13 protein-coding genes are annotated in these 16,331 nt (G+C 69.6%); 11 read left to right on the forward strand and 2 right to left on the reverse strand.

Features of this window, described 5'->3' with window-relative positions:
- The first annotated feature begins 72 nt into the window (after positions 1-72).
- The 6 genes from ABT008_RS26955 to ABT008_RS26980 all read left to right on the forward strand — a co-directional run bounded on the left by ABT008_RS26955 (position 73) and on the right by ABT008_RS26980 (position 10,090).
- Positions 73-1,053: a LysR family transcriptional regulator gene (locus tag ABT008_RS26955; RefSeq protein ID WP_350699592.1), complete on the forward strand. Its 981-nt coding sequence runs from the start codon at positions 73-75 to the stop codon at positions 1,051-1,053.
- 406 nt (positions 1,054-1,459) lie between these two features.
- Entirely contained in the window at positions 1,460-8,317 is a 6,858-nt protein-coding gene (locus ABT008_RS26960) for a hypothetical protein (protein WP_350699593.1), read from the forward strand.
- A 168-nt stretch (positions 8,318-8,485) separates the two neighbouring features.
- Positions 8,486-8,749: a hypothetical protein gene (locus ABT008_RS26965; RefSeq protein WP_131050847.1), complete on the forward strand. Its 264-nt coding sequence runs from the start codon at positions 8,486-8,488 to the stop codon at positions 8,747-8,749.
- A 3-nt stretch (positions 8,750-8,752) separates the two neighbouring features.
- Positions 8,753-9,013 (forward strand): hypothetical protein, encoded by a 261-nt coding sequence (locus tag ABT008_RS26970; RefSeq protein ID WP_350699595.1) that lies wholly within the window; start codon positions 8,753-8,755, stop codon positions 9,011-9,013.
- Positions 9,010-9,669, forward strand: coding sequence for a hypothetical protein (locus ABT008_RS26975; protein ID WP_350699597.1), 660 nt, complete (start codon positions 9,010-9,012; stop codon positions 9,667-9,669). Before ABT008_RS26970 ends, ABT008_RS26975 begins: the two co-directional genes overlap by 4 nt.
- Positions 9,659-10,090, forward strand: a complete 432-nt coding sequence (locus tag ABT008_RS26980) for a hypothetical protein (protein WP_350699599.1) — start codon at positions 9,659-9,661, stop codon at positions 10,088-10,090. Before ABT008_RS26975 ends, ABT008_RS26980 begins: the two co-directional genes overlap by 11 nt.
- A 132-nt stretch (positions 10,091-10,222) precedes the next feature.
- Here the strand turns inward: ABT008_RS26980 and ABT008_RS26985 are convergent, their stop codons facing one another.
- A complete protein-coding gene (locus tag ABT008_RS26985; protein ID WP_350699601.1) occupies positions 10,223-10,825 on the reverse strand; it encodes an XRE family transcriptional regulator in 603 nt (200 codons plus the stop codon).
- A gap of 448 nt (positions 10,826-11,273) precedes the next feature.
- Between ABT008_RS26985 and ABT008_RS26990 the strand changes: the two genes are divergently transcribed.
- The 5 genes from ABT008_RS26990 to ABT008_RS27010 all read left to right on the forward strand — a co-directional run bounded on the left by ABT008_RS26990 (position 11,274) and on the right by ABT008_RS27010 (position 14,675).
- Positions 11,274-12,419: a helix-turn-helix domain-containing protein gene (locus tag ABT008_RS26990; protein WP_350699602.1), complete on the forward strand. Its 1,146-nt coding sequence runs from the start codon at positions 11,274-11,276 to the stop codon at positions 12,417-12,419.
- Between the two features lie 244 nt (positions 12,420-12,663).
- Positions 12,664-12,933 (forward strand): hypothetical protein, encoded by a 270-nt coding sequence (locus ABT008_RS26995; RefSeq protein ID WP_350699604.1) that lies wholly within the window; start codon positions 12,664-12,666, stop codon positions 12,931-12,933.
- On the forward strand, positions 12,926-13,540 hold the full coding sequence (locus ABT008_RS27000) for a DUF6879 family protein (RefSeq protein WP_176093624.1): 615 nt from the start codon (positions 12,926-12,928) through the stop codon (positions 13,538-13,540). Before ABT008_RS26995 ends, ABT008_RS27000 begins: the two co-directional genes overlap by 8 nt.
- Positions 13,541-13,589: 49 nt before the next feature.
- Entirely contained in the window at positions 13,590-14,381 is a 792-nt protein-coding gene (locus ABT008_RS27005; protein WP_350699606.1) for a DUF6082 family protein, read from the forward strand.
- 150 nt (positions 14,382-14,531) lie between these two features.
- Positions 14,532-14,675 (forward strand): hypothetical protein, encoded by a 144-nt coding sequence (locus ABT008_RS27010; RefSeq protein ID WP_350699608.1) that lies wholly within the window; start codon positions 14,532-14,534, stop codon positions 14,673-14,675.
- Between the two features lie 67 nt (positions 14,676-14,742).
- On the opposite strand, the gene ABT008_RS27015 is transcribed toward ABT008_RS27010, so the two are convergent.
- Complete coding sequence (locus ABT008_RS27015; RefSeq protein WP_350699609.1) at positions 14,743-16,239, reverse strand: alpha/beta hydrolase; 1,497 nt, start codon at positions 16,237-16,239, stop codon at positions 14,743-14,745.
- Positions 16,240-16,331: the final 92 nt, after the last annotated feature.

Below are 16,331 nucleotides of genomic sequence, written 5' to 3' on the forward strand. Positions count from 1 at the left end.
TCGGTCCGACGCCGCCGAACGTCCAATCAAAACGTCACCGAGCATTCATAAGTGGTCTTTATGATTCAGCTCGTGTTGGACACGCATCAGTTGCTCATCCTGGCCGAGGTGGCGCGCTATGGCTCGTACACCGCCGCCGCCAAAGCACTCGGCTATTCCCAGCCGGCCATCAGTTATCAGATGCGGCTTCTCGAACGCACCGCCCGGGCGCCACTGGCGATGCGGGCGGGACGAGGAATCGTGCTGACCGAGGCCGGCCGCCGGCTGGCCGACCACGCCGAGATCGTGCTGACCGCCCTCGCGGCCGCCGAGTCCGAGCTCAGGGCGATGAGCGAGCAGCGGGCCGACACCGTCCGCCTGGGGGCGTTCCGGAGCAGCTGCGCCACCCTGGTTCCCAGGCTGTTGGACCGGCTCGCCCGGAGCACCCCGGACGACGGCGCGGACCCCGCACCGCAACTCGTCGTACAGCAGGTCGAACCACCCGAGGCCGCGCAGCTCCTGCGGTCAGGCAAGATCGAGATCGGCCTGCTCTGCGACTGGAGCAACGAGGGCACCGCCGACGCGGAGCGTGGCCTGCGCCGCGTCTCGCTGATGACCGATCGCCGGTGCGTCGTGGTGCCGGCCGACCACTGGCTGGCCCGGGAGACGTCCGGCGGTGACGAGGTCGACTTCGCCGACCTCGCCGACGAGCCGTGGGTCATGGAGACGGTGCGGGACCGCTTCCTCGCCGCCTGCGCGGCGGCGCGTTTCGAACCCCGCCTGGTGGCCACCGCGGACGACCATGTCACGATCCAGAACCTCGTCACCAGCGGCGTCGGCATCACCCTCATGAACGAGCTGGCCATCTCGGCCCACCTCGACAGTCGGCTGCGCGTCCGGCCGCTGGCCAACTGGCCGCAACGTCGGATCTACGCACTGGCGTCGCCGGAGGTCCTGAGCGAGGCGCCGGTCGCGCACACGGTGCGCGAACTGCGCACGGCCGCGCGCACCCTCCGGGGCCGCCTGCGGTCGGCCCCGATCGGCGTCCAGCGCCCTGGACTTCAGGCGGCGTAGGGGCCGCTGCGGGCGCGCCGCACGGGACGAGGCGCGCCCGCAACTCCCACTTAACCTATAGGTTAACGGGTGCATTGGATCACACTTGCTGACATCGCACCGCCGCCGGACCTAGCCTGTCGGCATGAGTGCAAGCAGGTGTCCCATTCGACGCCGCTCCGTCGAAATCCTTCGGTTCTGCGGCACCACTGGCTGAGCGTGACGACGAAGCCGCACACGGCTTCTCGATAGCGCCGTCGGTGGCTTCGACATCGCGGCGCATTTCTCCGCTCCGGCAGTCATTCCTGCATTTGTCATGCGCGGGTAGCGCATTCCTCGATCGCATCGCTCCGCCGTTGCGAACGGTCGTGCCCTCAGGCGGTGAACCGGTACGCGGACCGCCGTAAACGAAGGGGGGAACCAGCGGTTGACATCGCCACAGGACGAATCCGGGGAACAATCGACGCCCGCGGGCATCACCGAGGCGGTACGGCAGTACGGGTCGCGGTTCGACGGCATGCAGGGACTCGAACACATCGCGCCGGTGCCCGAGGCCGTGGTCCAGTGGCTGCTCGCGCAGGTGAAGGCGGCGGCCGGTTCGCGCGGCTCGCACGCTCCCCTCGACGCGGACCTTGAACGGCGTCTCACCTCGGACTACCTGCTCACCGAATGGCCCCGGATCCGCAGCGAGACCGGGTTGCCGCTGTCGAGCCCCGCAGACGGCGACCGGACCCCGTGGCTGCGGGTGCTGCTGCGCGACGCGGTGGAAGCGGACCCCGACATCGAGCAGATGCCCGACGGCCCACCCGTCACGCTCCAGCGCTGGGCGTTCGGCGGATGGGAGGTGGCGGAGAGCGGCGGCGCAAGCGACCTGCGGACCGTACGGGTGCCGTTCACCTATACGCACCCGGTGCCGGCGGACAGCGGCAACGTACTGCGGCGGTTGGCTCTGACGGTGCAGCCGACCGTGACGTACAACCAGGCGTCGACCTCGGCGACGGTCACCGGTGCGGTGCAGGCGCTGACGCTGTTGCGCAGTCGCGAACGCTCGTGGCCGTACCGCTACCGGATGCGGTGGCAGCTACGCATGGGCGACGACGTGCACCGTCCATGGGCCGACCTGGAGAGCCCACCGCCCGAGCGGTTGACGGTGTGGTTCCCGAAACACCTGGTGGAGGCCCCTAGCCCGGACGCGGAGCCGCTCGTCCCGGCGCCGCTGGACATCCTGCGTACCGACGTGCCCCTGTTCGGTGTGCAGTCGGTGGCGAACGCCGACCTGATCTTCCGTGATGTCATGGCGTCGTTCCGGCCGCAGCTCGCGGCGTTGTCGGAGGCGTCCAGACGGGACCTGTGGGAGTTCTTCGGCGAGTACAGCCTGCGCGCGAACATCCCGTTGTCGTGGACGGGCAGCCACCCGTCGCCGCTGTTGTTCGACGACGACGGGTTCGTCATCGGATATCTCCGGATGCGGACGGCGTTGGTCGCGCGGGAGGTCACCGGTCCACCGACGCAGGACGCCGTGCTGGAGTCGCACGTGCTGCGGATCCTTCGGGTCGACGGTTCGGCAGAGGTCACCAACGCGGTCGGCGTCGACGTCTTCGCGAATCTCGGCATGTCGGCGCCGTCCGCCGATCCCGACACCGAGCCGACCGGTGGGTCCGTCCGGGGGCAGGTCGGTGCGCGGCACCAGGTGTCGCACACGCTGGGATCGGGTGGTGGGGCGCGCACCTCGCACTCGCTGCGGGTACGCAAACCGCTGATCCCGCAGGCCGTCGACGTGATCTTCGAGGTGGAGCTGGTTCGCGCGACCGGTGCCGCGGCCCGCCCGGAACCGGTGACGCCGCTGGGCTCCGGCGTGACGCACCGGGCGATCCTGCGGGTGCCGTCCGCGGACGTCGTCAGCCGACGACCGACCACACCGCGCTACCTGCCACCCGAGATCGCGCAGCTCCGCTCGATCGGCGTTTCCACCACACCGTTGCGGGTCACGGCCGACGACTCGTTGTTCGCGGCGGTCGAGACCTGGCTGACGGAGCACGGCTTCCTGCCTCCCGAGGACGAGTCGGCGCTGGAGAAGCTGACCGACGAGGCGACCAGGGTGCAGCGCCTGGTGAACGCGCGCAAGCTCGACGTGGCCCGCTCCGGTATGGGGCTGCGCGGCGCCGTGGACGAGATGATCGAGGGTGGCTATCCGATCGTCTTCGAACTCCCGGTCCGTGGCGAGATCCAGCGTGCCGAGGCGCGCATCGTCGCCGAGCGTCGCTTCACCGGCGGACCCCAGGGAGGGGCCGTCCACTTCCTGTTCCTGCCCGACGTCCAGACGCTGAACTGGACCGGTTCGACCCTGCCTGCCAGTGAGGGTCGTAGTCGTTCGCCGTTCGGCTGGAACGGTGGCGTCGCCGGTTCCTCCACCAACCCGGCCGCAACGACCGAGGCGGATCGGCCGGTGCAGGGTCTCTCCGGCGGCGTCAACCGCTTCTCCCGGCCCGCCACCATCACCGACACCAACATCGGGTTCGGACAGGAGTCGTACGCCCTCAACCCGACCGGTGACGGTTCGCAGGCGTTCCAGGTGCCGGTGCGGTTCCGCCTGGAGATCTCGTGGAGCCACGGCGATTCGCCCCCGCCGACCGAGGCCGACGGAACGTTCGCGGTGGCGGTGCCCACCTATCGCACGCTCGCCGAGCCGGCGGAGATCCGCCCGCACCGGGATCCCGCGCCACGGGGTGTCACCGACCAGGATCGCGCCAGCCTGGACCAACCAGACGAGGCGATCTACCGCAACGGGGTGCTGCGGTTGCCCAGCCTGGCGCACGTGGACCGGGTGGAGGGCAGCCGGGTGATCCGGGCGGTGGTCAAGGCACTGATCGGGGCCGGACGCCACACGGTCGCCGCCGCCGACCAGCCCGCCGCCGTACTCCCCCGCATGCCCGGGGCGTACCCGGTCGACGACGTGCTGGTGCCGGTCGGGGGCGACCTGGAGATGCAGCCGGTGCGGCCCCCACGCAGGCTGCCGGGTGTGGCCGAGACGGATCGACCGCTCCCCATGCCCGGCGCCTTTCCGGTCGACGACGCGATCGCACCGGTGGCGGCCCTCGGTGACGACGCCCCGGCCCCGGAGAACCGGATGGTCTGGCCGTGGGGCGGTCGCACGGCCCGATGGCTCGGCGAGACGGCGATGTCCGGGTGGGCGTGGTTGCGGCGGCGGACGATCGGCGAGCCGCTGGACCGACCGGAGACCATGGCGCAGGAGGTGGCGCACGCGGCGTTGTCGCCGCACCATCTGGTGGCCAATGCCCTGCAGGTCTTCAACAACCAGTACGTGACCGAGAACATCGGCGGGCACGGCATGGTGTCGGGCACCGACGTGTCGGTGACGGTCGAGGGCTATCTCACCGACGTGAGACTGCTGCCCGCGCCCGGCGTCATGGACATGGAGAGCTGGCTGCAGTCCTTCGACGGTTCGTCGCAGACGGCGGAGGACAGCGTCGGGTACGAGCTGCCGACGACGCTGACCGGCACGTACGGCAGCGTCACGCAGTTCGTACCGTCCGGGACGTACACCCATCTCAGACGGACGGACACCCGCACGACGTTCAGCGACAACACGATGGCGTTCCGGGTCACGACCGAGAACGACGTCACGGTGCTCCGCTTCTCGGCGAAGGCCGTCTATCTGATCACGGTCACCAAGGGCATCCGCAACGTGGTGGCCGGGACGCTCGCGGGCCGGCCGTTCGCCGAGTGGCAGGTGGTGGTCGAGCTACCCGAGGCCGTGGAGTTCCTGCTCGTCGAGAACGACCTGCTCAACCACCCGGAGTTGCGGCAGATCCCCGGCGTCGCGCCGGCCGAACCGCAAACTGTCGCGATCGCCGACCGCACGCTGCCCTCCTGGTTCGTGCACGGCCACGGCAGGCTCGGTTTCGGCGTGGCCACCGCAGTGCTCCCCCGGGGTCCACGTCCGCAGTTGCGCACCCACGTCCGCGCGCTGGTCGAGGCCCAGGCACCGGGGGTGACCCGCCCCGGCCACGCCGCCTACCTGCCCGGTGTCCGATCGCGGATCGCCGACCACACGTCCACCCTGGGGTTGCGGACCCTGATCAACATCGGTCCCGAGGGCCGCGCCTCGTTCCACTTCGTGCACCGGTCGTGGCTCGGGCCACGGCTGGTGGAGGTCGAGTTCCGCGCGCGGCCGGTGGAGGACGCCACGCAGCTCACGGCACGGCGAGGCCGGCCGACCTCGTCCAGCGCGGGCCTGGACACCATCCTCGCCCACGCGTCCGGCGAAGGCGGCTCACTGCAGACTCCGGGCGCGAGCAAGCAGAGCGTCACCCGGGTCGTCGCCAACAGCGCTGCCTTCTCCCCGATGGCCAAGCAGCACGGCCACCAGGCACAGCCGACTCTCTCGATCGGCACCCAACACCAGCGTGTGCAGACCGCGACGTCGCTGCGGGAGTACCGCACCTGGGAACGGACGATCACCACCACCCAGTTCGACCGTGTCCCCTACACGCTCGGCGTGGCCGTCCGCTCGATGCCGTTGGACGACGCCCTCGTCGTCCGGGTGGGCCGGGCCGCGCTCAACGGGCTGCTCACCCCGGGCCGTCTCGTCCGGTTGGCCTGGCCGAACCTGCCGACGCTCAGTGCGGTCGGTGAGTCGTCCCACGCCTTCGCGGCCCTGGTCACATTGCGTTTCAGCGAGGCGGAGACACCGCGGGTCCGGGTCGCGGACCCGCGGCGGGTCTCGCCACTGCTGCTCGCCTCCGCCCCGACCTCCGTCGTACCCCCGCCCACCGACGCGGTCGTCATCGAGCTGGAGATCCCGGCATCGGTTCGGGCCCTGGTCACCGGCCCGTCCTGGCGGCCGAGCCGACCGTTCTCCGTGTACGACTTCGACGCGGTCACGCAGCTCGCCCAGGCCATCCGGACCGTCGACCCGTCCCTGGCCGACGACGATCAGCTGCACAACTCCACGTCTACCGAAGGCATCTTCGTCCGCCTGTCCAGCCTCGCCCGCACAGGCCGGGTCACCATGCTGGAACCCGCCGCGGTGGGCCGGTTACTGGGCCGCGCGGGCAGGCCGGGCACGTCGCTGCAGTTCGCTCTCTTCTCCCCACAGTCCGCCAGCTCCAGCCGCAACGTCGCCATCGACGGCATCAACGCCAACACCGACAGCTTCACCACTACCGTGGCCGGATCGGTGATCCCGACGATGACCTTCGGCGACGCCCACCCACTGACCCGGGACGTCACCAACACCGGTGGCCCGACGGTGCCGGTTCTCGGGGTCGACGCGCCGCACGGTCAGGGCGTCGGCGGCTCGGCGCAGCGCCGCGAGATCCTCCGGTTCGGCACTCCCATGGAGTCGGCCGCCGGGCTCGGCACACCCGGGTACCAGGTCGTCGCCGTCGCCGTGGTCCGGGTCGACGGTCCCCACGGCACCCGGTGGGTCGTGGGCAACATCGAGATGCGCACCACGGAAGCCCCGCCCGTCCCGGCACCGGTCGAGGTGGTCACGCCCAGGGCACCGGTACCGCCCACTCCTGCCCCGGACGTCGCGCCGACGCGTGCACCGAGCATGGCTTCGTTGGACGTCACACCGACACCGCCGCCGCGTACGCCCAGCGTCACCTCGCTGGATGTCGCACCGCCACCGCCGCCGCGTACGCCGAGCATTGCCTCGCTGGACGTCGCGTCGGCCTCGCCGGTGCGCTCCGCACCGCGTACGCCGCGCATCGCGTCGATGGACGTGGACGTGGAACCGGCGGTGGTGATCGCGCACGACGACGTCGCGCCCCTCGGGGCCGAGACCGGCGCGGAGCAGACGCCGGCCGACCTGCCGTCCACGTCGGCGGCCCCACCGTCCGTCGCGTCGACGGTCCGCGCGGACGGCGGTTCGGCGGTCGTCGTCGCCGACCCTGTCCAGGACGACCCGCTGATGCCCGAGGAGATCAGATCCGTGGACGGGGTCTGGTTCGCCGGCGCCCCGCCGGGACCACGTGACGAGCTGGCGCTGACCTCGCTGACGCAGGCAGTGCGGGCGGCGGGAGCGCAGCGGCACGTGGTGATCGTCAACACGCCCCGGCTACAGCCGCAGCACGCCTCCGTCGTCGCGGCGATTCGTCAGGCGGTGGATCGGCTCGCCTGGTGGGACGGGCGTGGCGTGGTCGTGGCGGTGCTGCGCGCCGACTCGCTGCTGGAGGCGTGGCTCGACCGTGCGGCGGTGGTGACCGTGCGGCGGGTACCGGCACCGGTCGACAAGGACCGGGTGGCCCTGGACACCGTATGGGAGCTTCGCGGCACGGGTGGTCGGCGCGAGCTGTTCCGGGAACGACCGACCGCCGACCTGGTGATCGCAGCGGTCGAGGCGAGCCGGGCGGTGGCACGCCCACCGCTGCCACGGGACCTGGCCCGGTGGCTCTCCACCAACACCTGGCCGCAGCGGCAGGCCATTCTCGACGAGTTCGGGGAGCGGCTCGTACGCCCTGAGCTGCTCGACGCGCTCGAACAGACCATGACCGCCGAGGGACGCCCGGGGGGCGTCCTGACCTGGCTCGATCAGGTTGGTCCGTGGCAGGTGGCCGAGCGCATCAGACGCGACTCGGAACGCGTTCGCCACGAGCTCGGGGTGGCCGATTCCCACAGCACGCGGCGCGGGATCGCCAACCGGGTGCTGGAGGAGATGTGGGCGGAGAGCCGCGCCGCTCGGGAACTCGCCGCGATGTCCGTGCTCCTGCGGCGTGAGCTGGCCGCCCGTGAGGACACCGCACCCCCGGGTGAGGCGGTGACCGCCCCGGTCGTCACCGACCCGTGGAGCCCACCTCCACCGGTCGTCGGGCTGTCGGCCGAGCAGATGTTCGCCTACCTCACGCGCAGCGAGCCGGAGTGGCGGGATCCCCACGCCGGCCGCTTCCTGCTTCGCGCGGTGTTCGACCGCCAACTGTCGTACGACGACTACGCCGCACTGGTCCTGGCGGGCGGCACCAGCACGAGCCAACGGGTGGAAGGCGTCATCGCCACGGCGGTCGCCGTCGTCCTGGAGCTGTCCCGCCGGGTCCCCGATCAGGACCGCGACGAGGAGGTGCTCCGCAGCATCGACGACGTGATCACGAGCGTGCAGTGTCTGATCGACCCGACGCTGCGGGTGGAATGGGTGTCGCGGACCGACCCGGCCTGGTGGAGCGGTACGCCGCTGGCCGCCAGGCTGCACCGCGACGGGCGGCTTTCGTCCGCGTCAGCCCGACTCGACCACCTCGCCGCGCTGATCGCCTCGTGCGGCTACTGATGCCGACGAGTTCTGCCGCGACATCGGCTACGTCATCCCCGACAAGGGTGCCCTGACCCTGGTCCTCTCGACATCCGGGGCTGCGGAGAGCAATTCATGTTGGATAGTGTCTGCCTCGCTACGGCGTGTGTTGGACGCCAGTGCCCCGCAGTGGACCGGAAGGACGGCATGGCCAGCATCGAGCAAGTCAAGGCCGAACTTGCCCAGGCAGCCGAGCAGTGCAACGCCACGACGAACCAGATCAGAGCCGCCATCGAGGGCACCGAGCAGGTGCTCTCCCGGCTTCGGGCGGTCGCGGCCGGCACCGGACATCCCGCGATCTCGGAGGCGATCAGCCGCGCCGAACAGAGCAAGCAGCGGCTGATCGAGGCCGCCACCGTCCTCCAGGGCAGCACCCAGGCCGCCCGGCAATACATCAGCATCCTTGGCTGACCGGTGAGCGTCGGCGAGGTCAAGGCAGCTCTCGGCGAAGCCAACTACCTGCTTGAGCAGGGCAAGAAGACGGTTGAGGGTGTCGGCGACTCTCTGGACGTAGTCTCCGGGCTCGTCCTCGCCACCCTGCACGACAGCCGACGGGACGAGGCAGCACAGGCCCGCAAGGCCATCGCCGACGCGGTACGCGAGGTGAAGTTGACCCTGCGGGCGATTACTGCCGCACAAGAAGCCGGCAACGCGTACCGGAAGGTGTTGGGATGAGCAGCATGCTCGCCCAGGTCATCGCTCAACTCAAGTCGGCCGTGGACGACCTGGACGGGCTCGCGGTCCGTGCCACACGCGCCGCCACGGATGTCACCGGGGGAAACGCGATCTACGCGGAAGTCGGTACGGGCACCGACCACGCAACGATGCGCGCCGCAGCGATGCAGAGCCGTGTCGGCGCCGACAAGGCTCACCGGCTCGCGCGGTTGAGTAGCAATGCCGCCCGACACATCGCCGCCTATCTGAACGTGATCGCACCCGGTTCGGCCGATCAGCCGGCCAGCGCAGGGCCGCCCTCCGGAGAAGAGCTACTGGCCGACAGCGATCAACGTGACCTGGGCCGCGCGAAGTTGAAAGGGTTCCTGAATCGGCCAGCCCGGAAGGCTGACGATGTTCAGGACCACGCGAGCACGACCGCCGACACGATCGAAAAATGGACCAGCGTGTTCCGTGACCGCAACGGCCCCAGTGGATCACACTCAACCGGAACCGCCACCCCGACAGCACCTGTAGCCTCGCCACGGCCGAAGATCGACGCTGCGGAGGCCGCAGGCAACCTCGCAGTCCTCGGCATCCTGGTGGGCGTTGCGGCACATAGGGTCACTGCGGTGATCAACGAACGGATAGCGAGGTTCAGAAGACGTGGACGTTAATCCGCTGCGCGACCTGATTCGGGCTCTCGCCAGGGCCGACTGGGATGCCGCCGACGCCGTGGCAGCCGACATCAGGCAGCACGGCCTACCCGGCAGCCTGCGGCTGATCGAGGCCGCTTTCGCCCTTGCGGTTCATCGGCACCTCGGAGCCAACGCCACCCCCACCGACATAGCCGCCTTCGTGTCGTCAGCTCGCTCCCAGTACCAGCAGGGTGCGACCCCACCCGCCCTTGAGGTGGAGGGCGTCATCCGGGCCGCTGTGGGCGAGCCGGAACTGATCGACAGCCTCACTGCCGAGACCGTGTTGGGAATCGAGATCTTCGTCCTCGGACAGATTCTCCTTGAGTCGAACCTGACCTCGACCGAGCTGGACGAGTTCGTGGCCGAGGCCGAGCAGCTCGCCGCCGAACACCCGTCGTAGCCAAGATCACCGACTGATCGACCCGCCTTCGGTGCGGTAGCACCTCAATGCGTAGACGGCTGACGGCTCGCCGTCCGACGCATTGATGCAGCCCAGCGTCGGTTCGCACTGCTTGCCAGAAGTGGCCTTCCCTCAGCTCTGCGAGTCGGCGGGACTTCCGTCGGACCACAGCGACTCGAAGTGCTCCACGTACCGGTCGAACACTCCGCCGTCCTGCGCACGCCGCAGGTGCAGCGTCACGGAGTCCTGCCCGAGCCCTGCACCGATGTGGGTGGCGACGATGGCCTCATCATCGAAAATCCAGACGGACATGGCGATATGGCGATCGGACAACCGGACCGGAACCCCTGCGTCGACCTTGCTGATCTCAGCCCGTGTCATCGCGATGCGCGTCGCCAAGGTGAGCGGGGTCGCTTCCAGCCGGTCTCGTTCGGCCGTGACCGGACTGTCCGGATCGCCGAGCAGGAAACGCACGTCAGCCCCGGCCTTGGCCTTGGCTGCGAGGACTGCGGCACCATCGGGCACTTCCAGCCACACGAAGTAGCTGGTGTAGCCACCGAACCACAACCGGGATTCGGCACGCGCGATCGCTTCGCGGAAGATCGATCGGGGAAGATCGGCCCGGCGCGGGTACATGCCGACCAGTTCCCGGTCAGTCCCAAGCTTCGCAGCGCGCCGGATGATGTCGGGCCACAGCATGCTCACATCTTTGCTCAACACCTCGGCGGCCCGCACCCTCGAACGAGGATGCGGCACACGTCCCCGGCTTACCCACCGTTCCACGGTCTTTGCGTCTACATCGCACCGTTCAGCTAGGTCAGCAGCGGTGAATCCGGCCGCCGACATTGCTCTCCTCAGTTCATCGTTCCGCGCCACGGCAGGGACCTTTCGAAGACGTCCCCGCATAGTCTCACGCTGGCGGTGCAACCGTCCGTGACGCACCGGCAACCTTTCGCATATGGCGACACTCGCCGTCAGGGTGAGGGGTAGAGGCTCGGCACCTTCCCTGCTCCCAGCGCACTCGATATGCAAGGGGAACCGTGGCTCACATGGCTATATCGGTCATACTCGGCGGGCTGGTACCGGGATTCCTGCTCGGGCTGTTCGCGTTTCGGGTGAAGTCGCGGTGGTGTCCGCGCTGTGGGGAGTCGACCGACGCCATGCCCCCGGCCGGGGGCCACAGATGACCCATCGGCGTGACCACAACTCCGCACCCCTGGGGCGGCGGGTGGCCGAACTGCGAGCACACCGGGGCATGACCCAGCAGGCGTTCGCGGATCGGCTCGGCAAGTCGAAGAGCTGGGTCGACAAGGTCGAACGCGGCGTACGTCAGCTCGACCGGTATTCGGTGATCCAGGAGATCGCCGACGCGCTGCGCCTCGATCCCGAGATGCTCCTCGGTCCCCGCCGGCCGCCACCCACGACGCCGAGTCTGGACGGCGTCGACGCGATCCGGGCCGCACTGGCCCGCTACCAGCACCAGCCGGAGCACACCGTCACGGCGCACCAGGCCGGCCGACAGGTCGCGCACGCCTGGATGAGCTACCAGCACGGCCGGTACCCGCAACTCGTGGGAACCCTGCCCGGCCTGCTCGACGCGACCCACGGTCTCCGAAGTCTGCTGGCGTCGACCTACCGGATCACCGCCGCCGTACTGGTCAAACTCGACCACGCCGACCTCGCCTGGCTCGCCGCCGACCGAGCCGTCGCGACCGCCGCCGGTGACCCCGCCCACGCCGCCAGCGCCACCATCGCCGTCGCCCAGGCGCTGCGTACCCTCGGCCATCACCGAATCGCGCTCACCGCCGCGCTCACGGCGGCGGACACCACGGACGACGACGCCGTACGCGGCACCCTGTTCCTCCAGGCCGGGCTCGCCGCCGCCGGTGACGGTGACCGTCGCAACGCCCACGACCTGCTCGACCACACCGCCGTTCTCGCCGAAGGCCCCCTCGACCACACCGACGAACACCACACCGGCTTCGGGGCGGTCGCCGTCCAGGTGGCACGCTGCCTCGCCGCCCACCGCCTCGGCGACACCGTCGAAGCCGTCCAGCGACACGAACACGCCCTCGCCAGCGACGGCTGGTCACGACTCCCACCTGAACACCGCGCGGCTCACCTGATCGACGCCGCCCGCGCCTACCTCGACGTCGGCGATCCCGGCCGGGCCGGACACGTACTGCTCGACGCCGACAGCGTCGCGCCCGCCGAGGTCCGCAGTCGCCCTGTCGCGCGTACCCTCCTCGCCGAGATCATCCAGCGCGGGCCCGCACCGGCCGACGTCGCGCGACTGGCCGCCGTGATCGGCCTGATCCGCCAGCCCTGACCACGCGACCCACGAGTCTCGACCTCGCCCGGACGACCTTGAGGCATGGTGCACGAAGTACCGCTCGGCGAGCTGATCCGCGCCTTCCCCCGAATCCTGGGCAGCGCCGCCCGTCGTCAGTTAGTGCCCGCGTGAGTGGGACGAAGATTGACTTCGGGTCGTGCGAAACGGAGACTCACTGGCGCGATTCGCGGCCCAACCCTGGCTATTCTGAACGCCCGTTCCGTGACTGTGGGAGATGGGCGTGGAGCCACGATGGAATGCGGACCCGACGGCGACGTTCACGCGACGACTTGGCCGCTCGGCTGGTGAGCTGGGCGAGAGTGGCGGCACGACGACCTGCCCTGACATCTGGGAGCTCTCGAATGGTGACGTGGCGGTCATCGGCCGCGACCTGACCGATGCCTACGCCAGCCGGCTTCCGGACGGCGTCAGCGTCGGCAGCGACGAGCGTCTGGTCGTCATCCCGCGCAGCATGATCCTCGCTGCGAAGCCGGACATCCCGGATGCGTGACCTGCTCCGGATGACGTCCGGGGAACGGCTGAGTCTGTCGGCCTATGAGGCGGACTTCTACGCCACGGTGGAGTCCATTGACGAGCCGATCCTGAAGACCGAGCGGATGCAGACGTTCCGGGAGCCCGGCAGCCCGAGCTGGGAGGCGTTCGACGCGGGCAGGTGGGACGAGGCGTTGCTGATCGCAGCGCAGCCCAACCCGGATCTGGCGCAGTTCTTCGCTCTGCTCGCCGAGCGAGAATCCGGGCTTCACCGTCTGCGGATCGTAGAGCTACCGCTCACGCCGTACCTGATCTGGGAATTGAATTTCCTCCGTTTCCGCGCCGAGGCTGGTGAGCTCATTCGGGTGCTCACCGCCGACAAGGTCTGGGAGTACGAGCAGGAGCACGGCGTGGTGCCGGAGCTGATGGTGGCTGGCGACAGGGCCGTGTACGACGTCCGCTACGACGCCGACGGAACTCCGATCGGCGCGGAGAAGTTCACAGAACCGCAGGTTGTCGAGGGCTGCCGATCGCAGGTACGGGTAATGCTCGCCCGGGCGGAGCCGTTCGACTCGTTCTTCGACCGTGAGGTCGACGGGCTGACACCACCCGACGCCCACCTGTAGTAGCCTCGCCTCCACGTTCGAGCGTGGAGGCGGTGTGTCCCGGTCACGGATGGTCACCGATTTGGCTCGCCGATCGATGACGCCGACCGTACTCCTCCTCGCAGTGCTGGCGATCCTTGCTGCGGTGCTGCTGTCTCCCGCCGGGCTGCTCTGGATCGGCGAGAGACCCGGTTACGACTGGTCGTTGCTCGGCAACGTCGGTGAGGCTTATGGAGCAGCCTCGGCGATCCTCGCCGGTCTCGCGCTCATGGGGGTCGCCATCTCCCTGATCGTTCAAGCGAGGGAGGCCAAAGCAGCTCGCGAGCAGGCACTTCGCGCGCTGCACACCGACCTGCTCAAGATGGCTATCGATGATCCGGGGCTGTTGGAGTGCTGGGGACCGATCGAGCAGTCAACGGACCTGGAGTGGTTCCGCAAACACGTCTACACCAACCTGATCGTGTCGCACTGGCAACTCATGTGGGAAGTTGATCTGCTGAGCGAAGTCCACCTGGAGGTCCTCGCTGATCAGTTCTTCAAAGGCATGGCCGGACGGCGCTTCTGGGCAGAGGCGAGGGGCCCACGCATGAAGGCGGAGACGTCCCGACGAGCGCGGCGTTTCACCCTGATCGTGGACCGTCGCTACCAGGCGGCCGTCACTGCGGGGCCGCCAGCCGATGCGACGGACGGCCGATCATCGTCGAACGATCGCGCGGTAGGTCCTGACCCGCATGAGGCGCAGAGCGGAAGGCCCCAGAGCCGCGCAGTAGACCTGGCGCTTGGTGCCGTCCTCGGCGGCGGTGTGGCTCTCGCCGCCCGCTACCTCGTCCGGCACGGCCGCGCTACCAGCGGAAGAGGCTGAACCCGCACAATGGCGGCGCCGCCGCCGGGCAGCCCACTGCCGGGCCGAACTCGGCCAGGCCACCACCGCGCTGCGCCAGTTCCGGCAGGTACTGACCCACGTACGCGCCGCCTCCCCCACCGCTCTCGACTACTCCGCAACATCGGCATGGTGTTGCTCTCCGAAGGTGAGGCGGCCGAGGCAGTCGACGAACTGCGGCCGCTGCACGATGACCTCTGCGTCGTCCACGCCCCTCAGCACGACGAGACCCAGGAAGTCGCCGAAGTCCTCGCCCGGCTCCGACTCACCCGCTGACCCGGATGTTAGGAAGGGACCCCTGCTATACACGAGGCGTTAGCAGGGGTCCCTTCCTTTCATGCGGTCAGTCGGGCCAGCAGGTCCTGTCGGTGGTCGGCATCGTGCCGTGGAGCAGGTACGACGTCGTCAGGTTCAGGGCGCAGGCGTTACCGCCGAGCACGTAGACGCCGTGCCCGCTCTCGTTGACGGTCACCAGCCGAGCACGCTGCCCGAACTTCTCGCGCAGCAGCTTGCCGCCCGCCAACGGGGTGACCGGGTCCTGTCGGTTCTGCAGGATCAGCACGTTGCGGGGTCCCTCGGCGCTGACAGCGACGGGCGGTTCGGACGGCTCGTGCGTCCAGTAGGCGCAGGGGGTGATGTTCGCACTGGCGGCGCCGAACAGCGGGTACCGCTTGCGGTCCTCGGCGACGGCGCGGCGGTAGGTGTCCACGTCCTCGGCCCATGCGACGTCGTTGCAGGTCACGGCGAGGAACACGGTGAAGGCGTTGTCATTCGGGCTCGGCGTTTCCGCCGCCGCCGGCTGCGGCGTCTCGGAGGGGTCGAGGTATGCCTGCCAGGTCCGGGCCAGGTTGCCGTACTGCATCTTTCCGTAGAGGTGGGCGAAGGTCAGGTAACGGAAGATGGGGCCGGTGAGCCCGTCGGACGACGGCGTCCGGTCGAGCCGCTCGGCGATGGCGAAGTAGGTCTTGCGTACCTGCTGCGGCGTCCGGCCGAGCCCGTAGGAGTCGTGCCGCGCCGCCGCCCACGTCGCGAAGTCGGGGAAGGTCTGCTCCATGCCGAGCGCGAACCGGCGCAGTCCGTCCCGGTCGAGGTGGGTGTCGCCGAGGTTGCTGTCCAGCACGATCCGGTCGGTGCTGGCCGGGAACATCGAGGCGTACGCCGCACCCAGCGCCGAGCCGTAGGACGCCCCGTAGAAGCTGGCCTTCGTCTCGTCGAGCGCGGCGCGGATCCGGTCCAGGTCGCGGGCCATGTTGGCGGTGGTCAGGTGTCGCAGCCGCCCGTCGGGGTCGTTCGCCGCACAGCGGGCGGCGACCTCTTCGGCGATCTCCGCCTGCCGGATGACGGCCGCGTCGTCGACCGCGTACGGCGGGATGTTCGCCCAGTAGGCGTCGGTGGCGGTGAAACCGCAGCTCATCGACGCGGAATGCCCGACGCCTCGGGTGTCCATTCCGATCAGGTCGTAGGCGTCCATGACGCTGGCCGGCAGTCCCTGCCCGATGAGGAACCCCGGCTGGTCCAGGCCGGTGCCGCCCGGCCCGCCCGGGTTGAACATCAGCACACCGCGCCGCTTCTCCGGCTTCGTGCTCGCGATCCGCGACACCATGATCTCGATCTGGGTGCCGTCCGGGTCGCCGTAGTCGAGCGGGACCGGCACCGTCGTGCACTGCACCTGTGCCTGTACCACCGGCGGCACCACCACGTCCGCCGGGCAGGCCGTCCACTGCAGTCCGTCCGCCGGTCTGCCGGTCGTCGACTCTCCGGCCGTCGCCGGGACGACCGCTGTCAGGGCACCGACCATGCTCAGTGTGCCGATCAGAGCGATGCCACGCCGTCGTCTCACGTCCAGGTCTCCTGTCGTCGTCGGGGTGGTCCACCGGATGCGGCACGGTGCCGTGAGGCACGGTCACGTGGGAGACGCGTCGGACTCCTTCG

Source organism: Micromonospora sp. NPDC002389 (assembly GCF_040296095.1).
GTDB lineage: Bacteria > Actinomycetota > Actinomycetes > Mycobacteriales > Micromonosporaceae > Micromonospora.

Coding starts and splice junctions, on each gene's coding strand:
- ABT008_RS26965 (WP_131050847.1), top strand. CDS start 8,486: ATGGCCAGCATCGAGCAAGTCAAGGCCGAACTTGCCCAGGCAGCCGAG.
- ABT008_RS26975 (WP_350699597.1), top strand. CDS start 9,010: ATGAGCAGCATGCTCGCCCAGGTCATCGCTCAACTCAAGTCGGCCGTG.
- ABT008_RS26990 (WP_350699602.1), top strand. CDS start 11,274: ATGACCCATCGGCGTGACCACAACTCCGCACCCCTGGGGCGGCGGGTG.
- ABT008_RS27000 (WP_176093624.1), top strand. CDS start 12,926: ATGCGTGACCTGCTCCGGATGACGTCCGGGGAACGGCTGAGTCTGTCG.
- ABT008_RS27005 (WP_350699606.1), top strand. CDS start 13,590: ATGGTCACCGATTTGGCTCGCCGATCGATGACGCCGACCGTACTCCTC.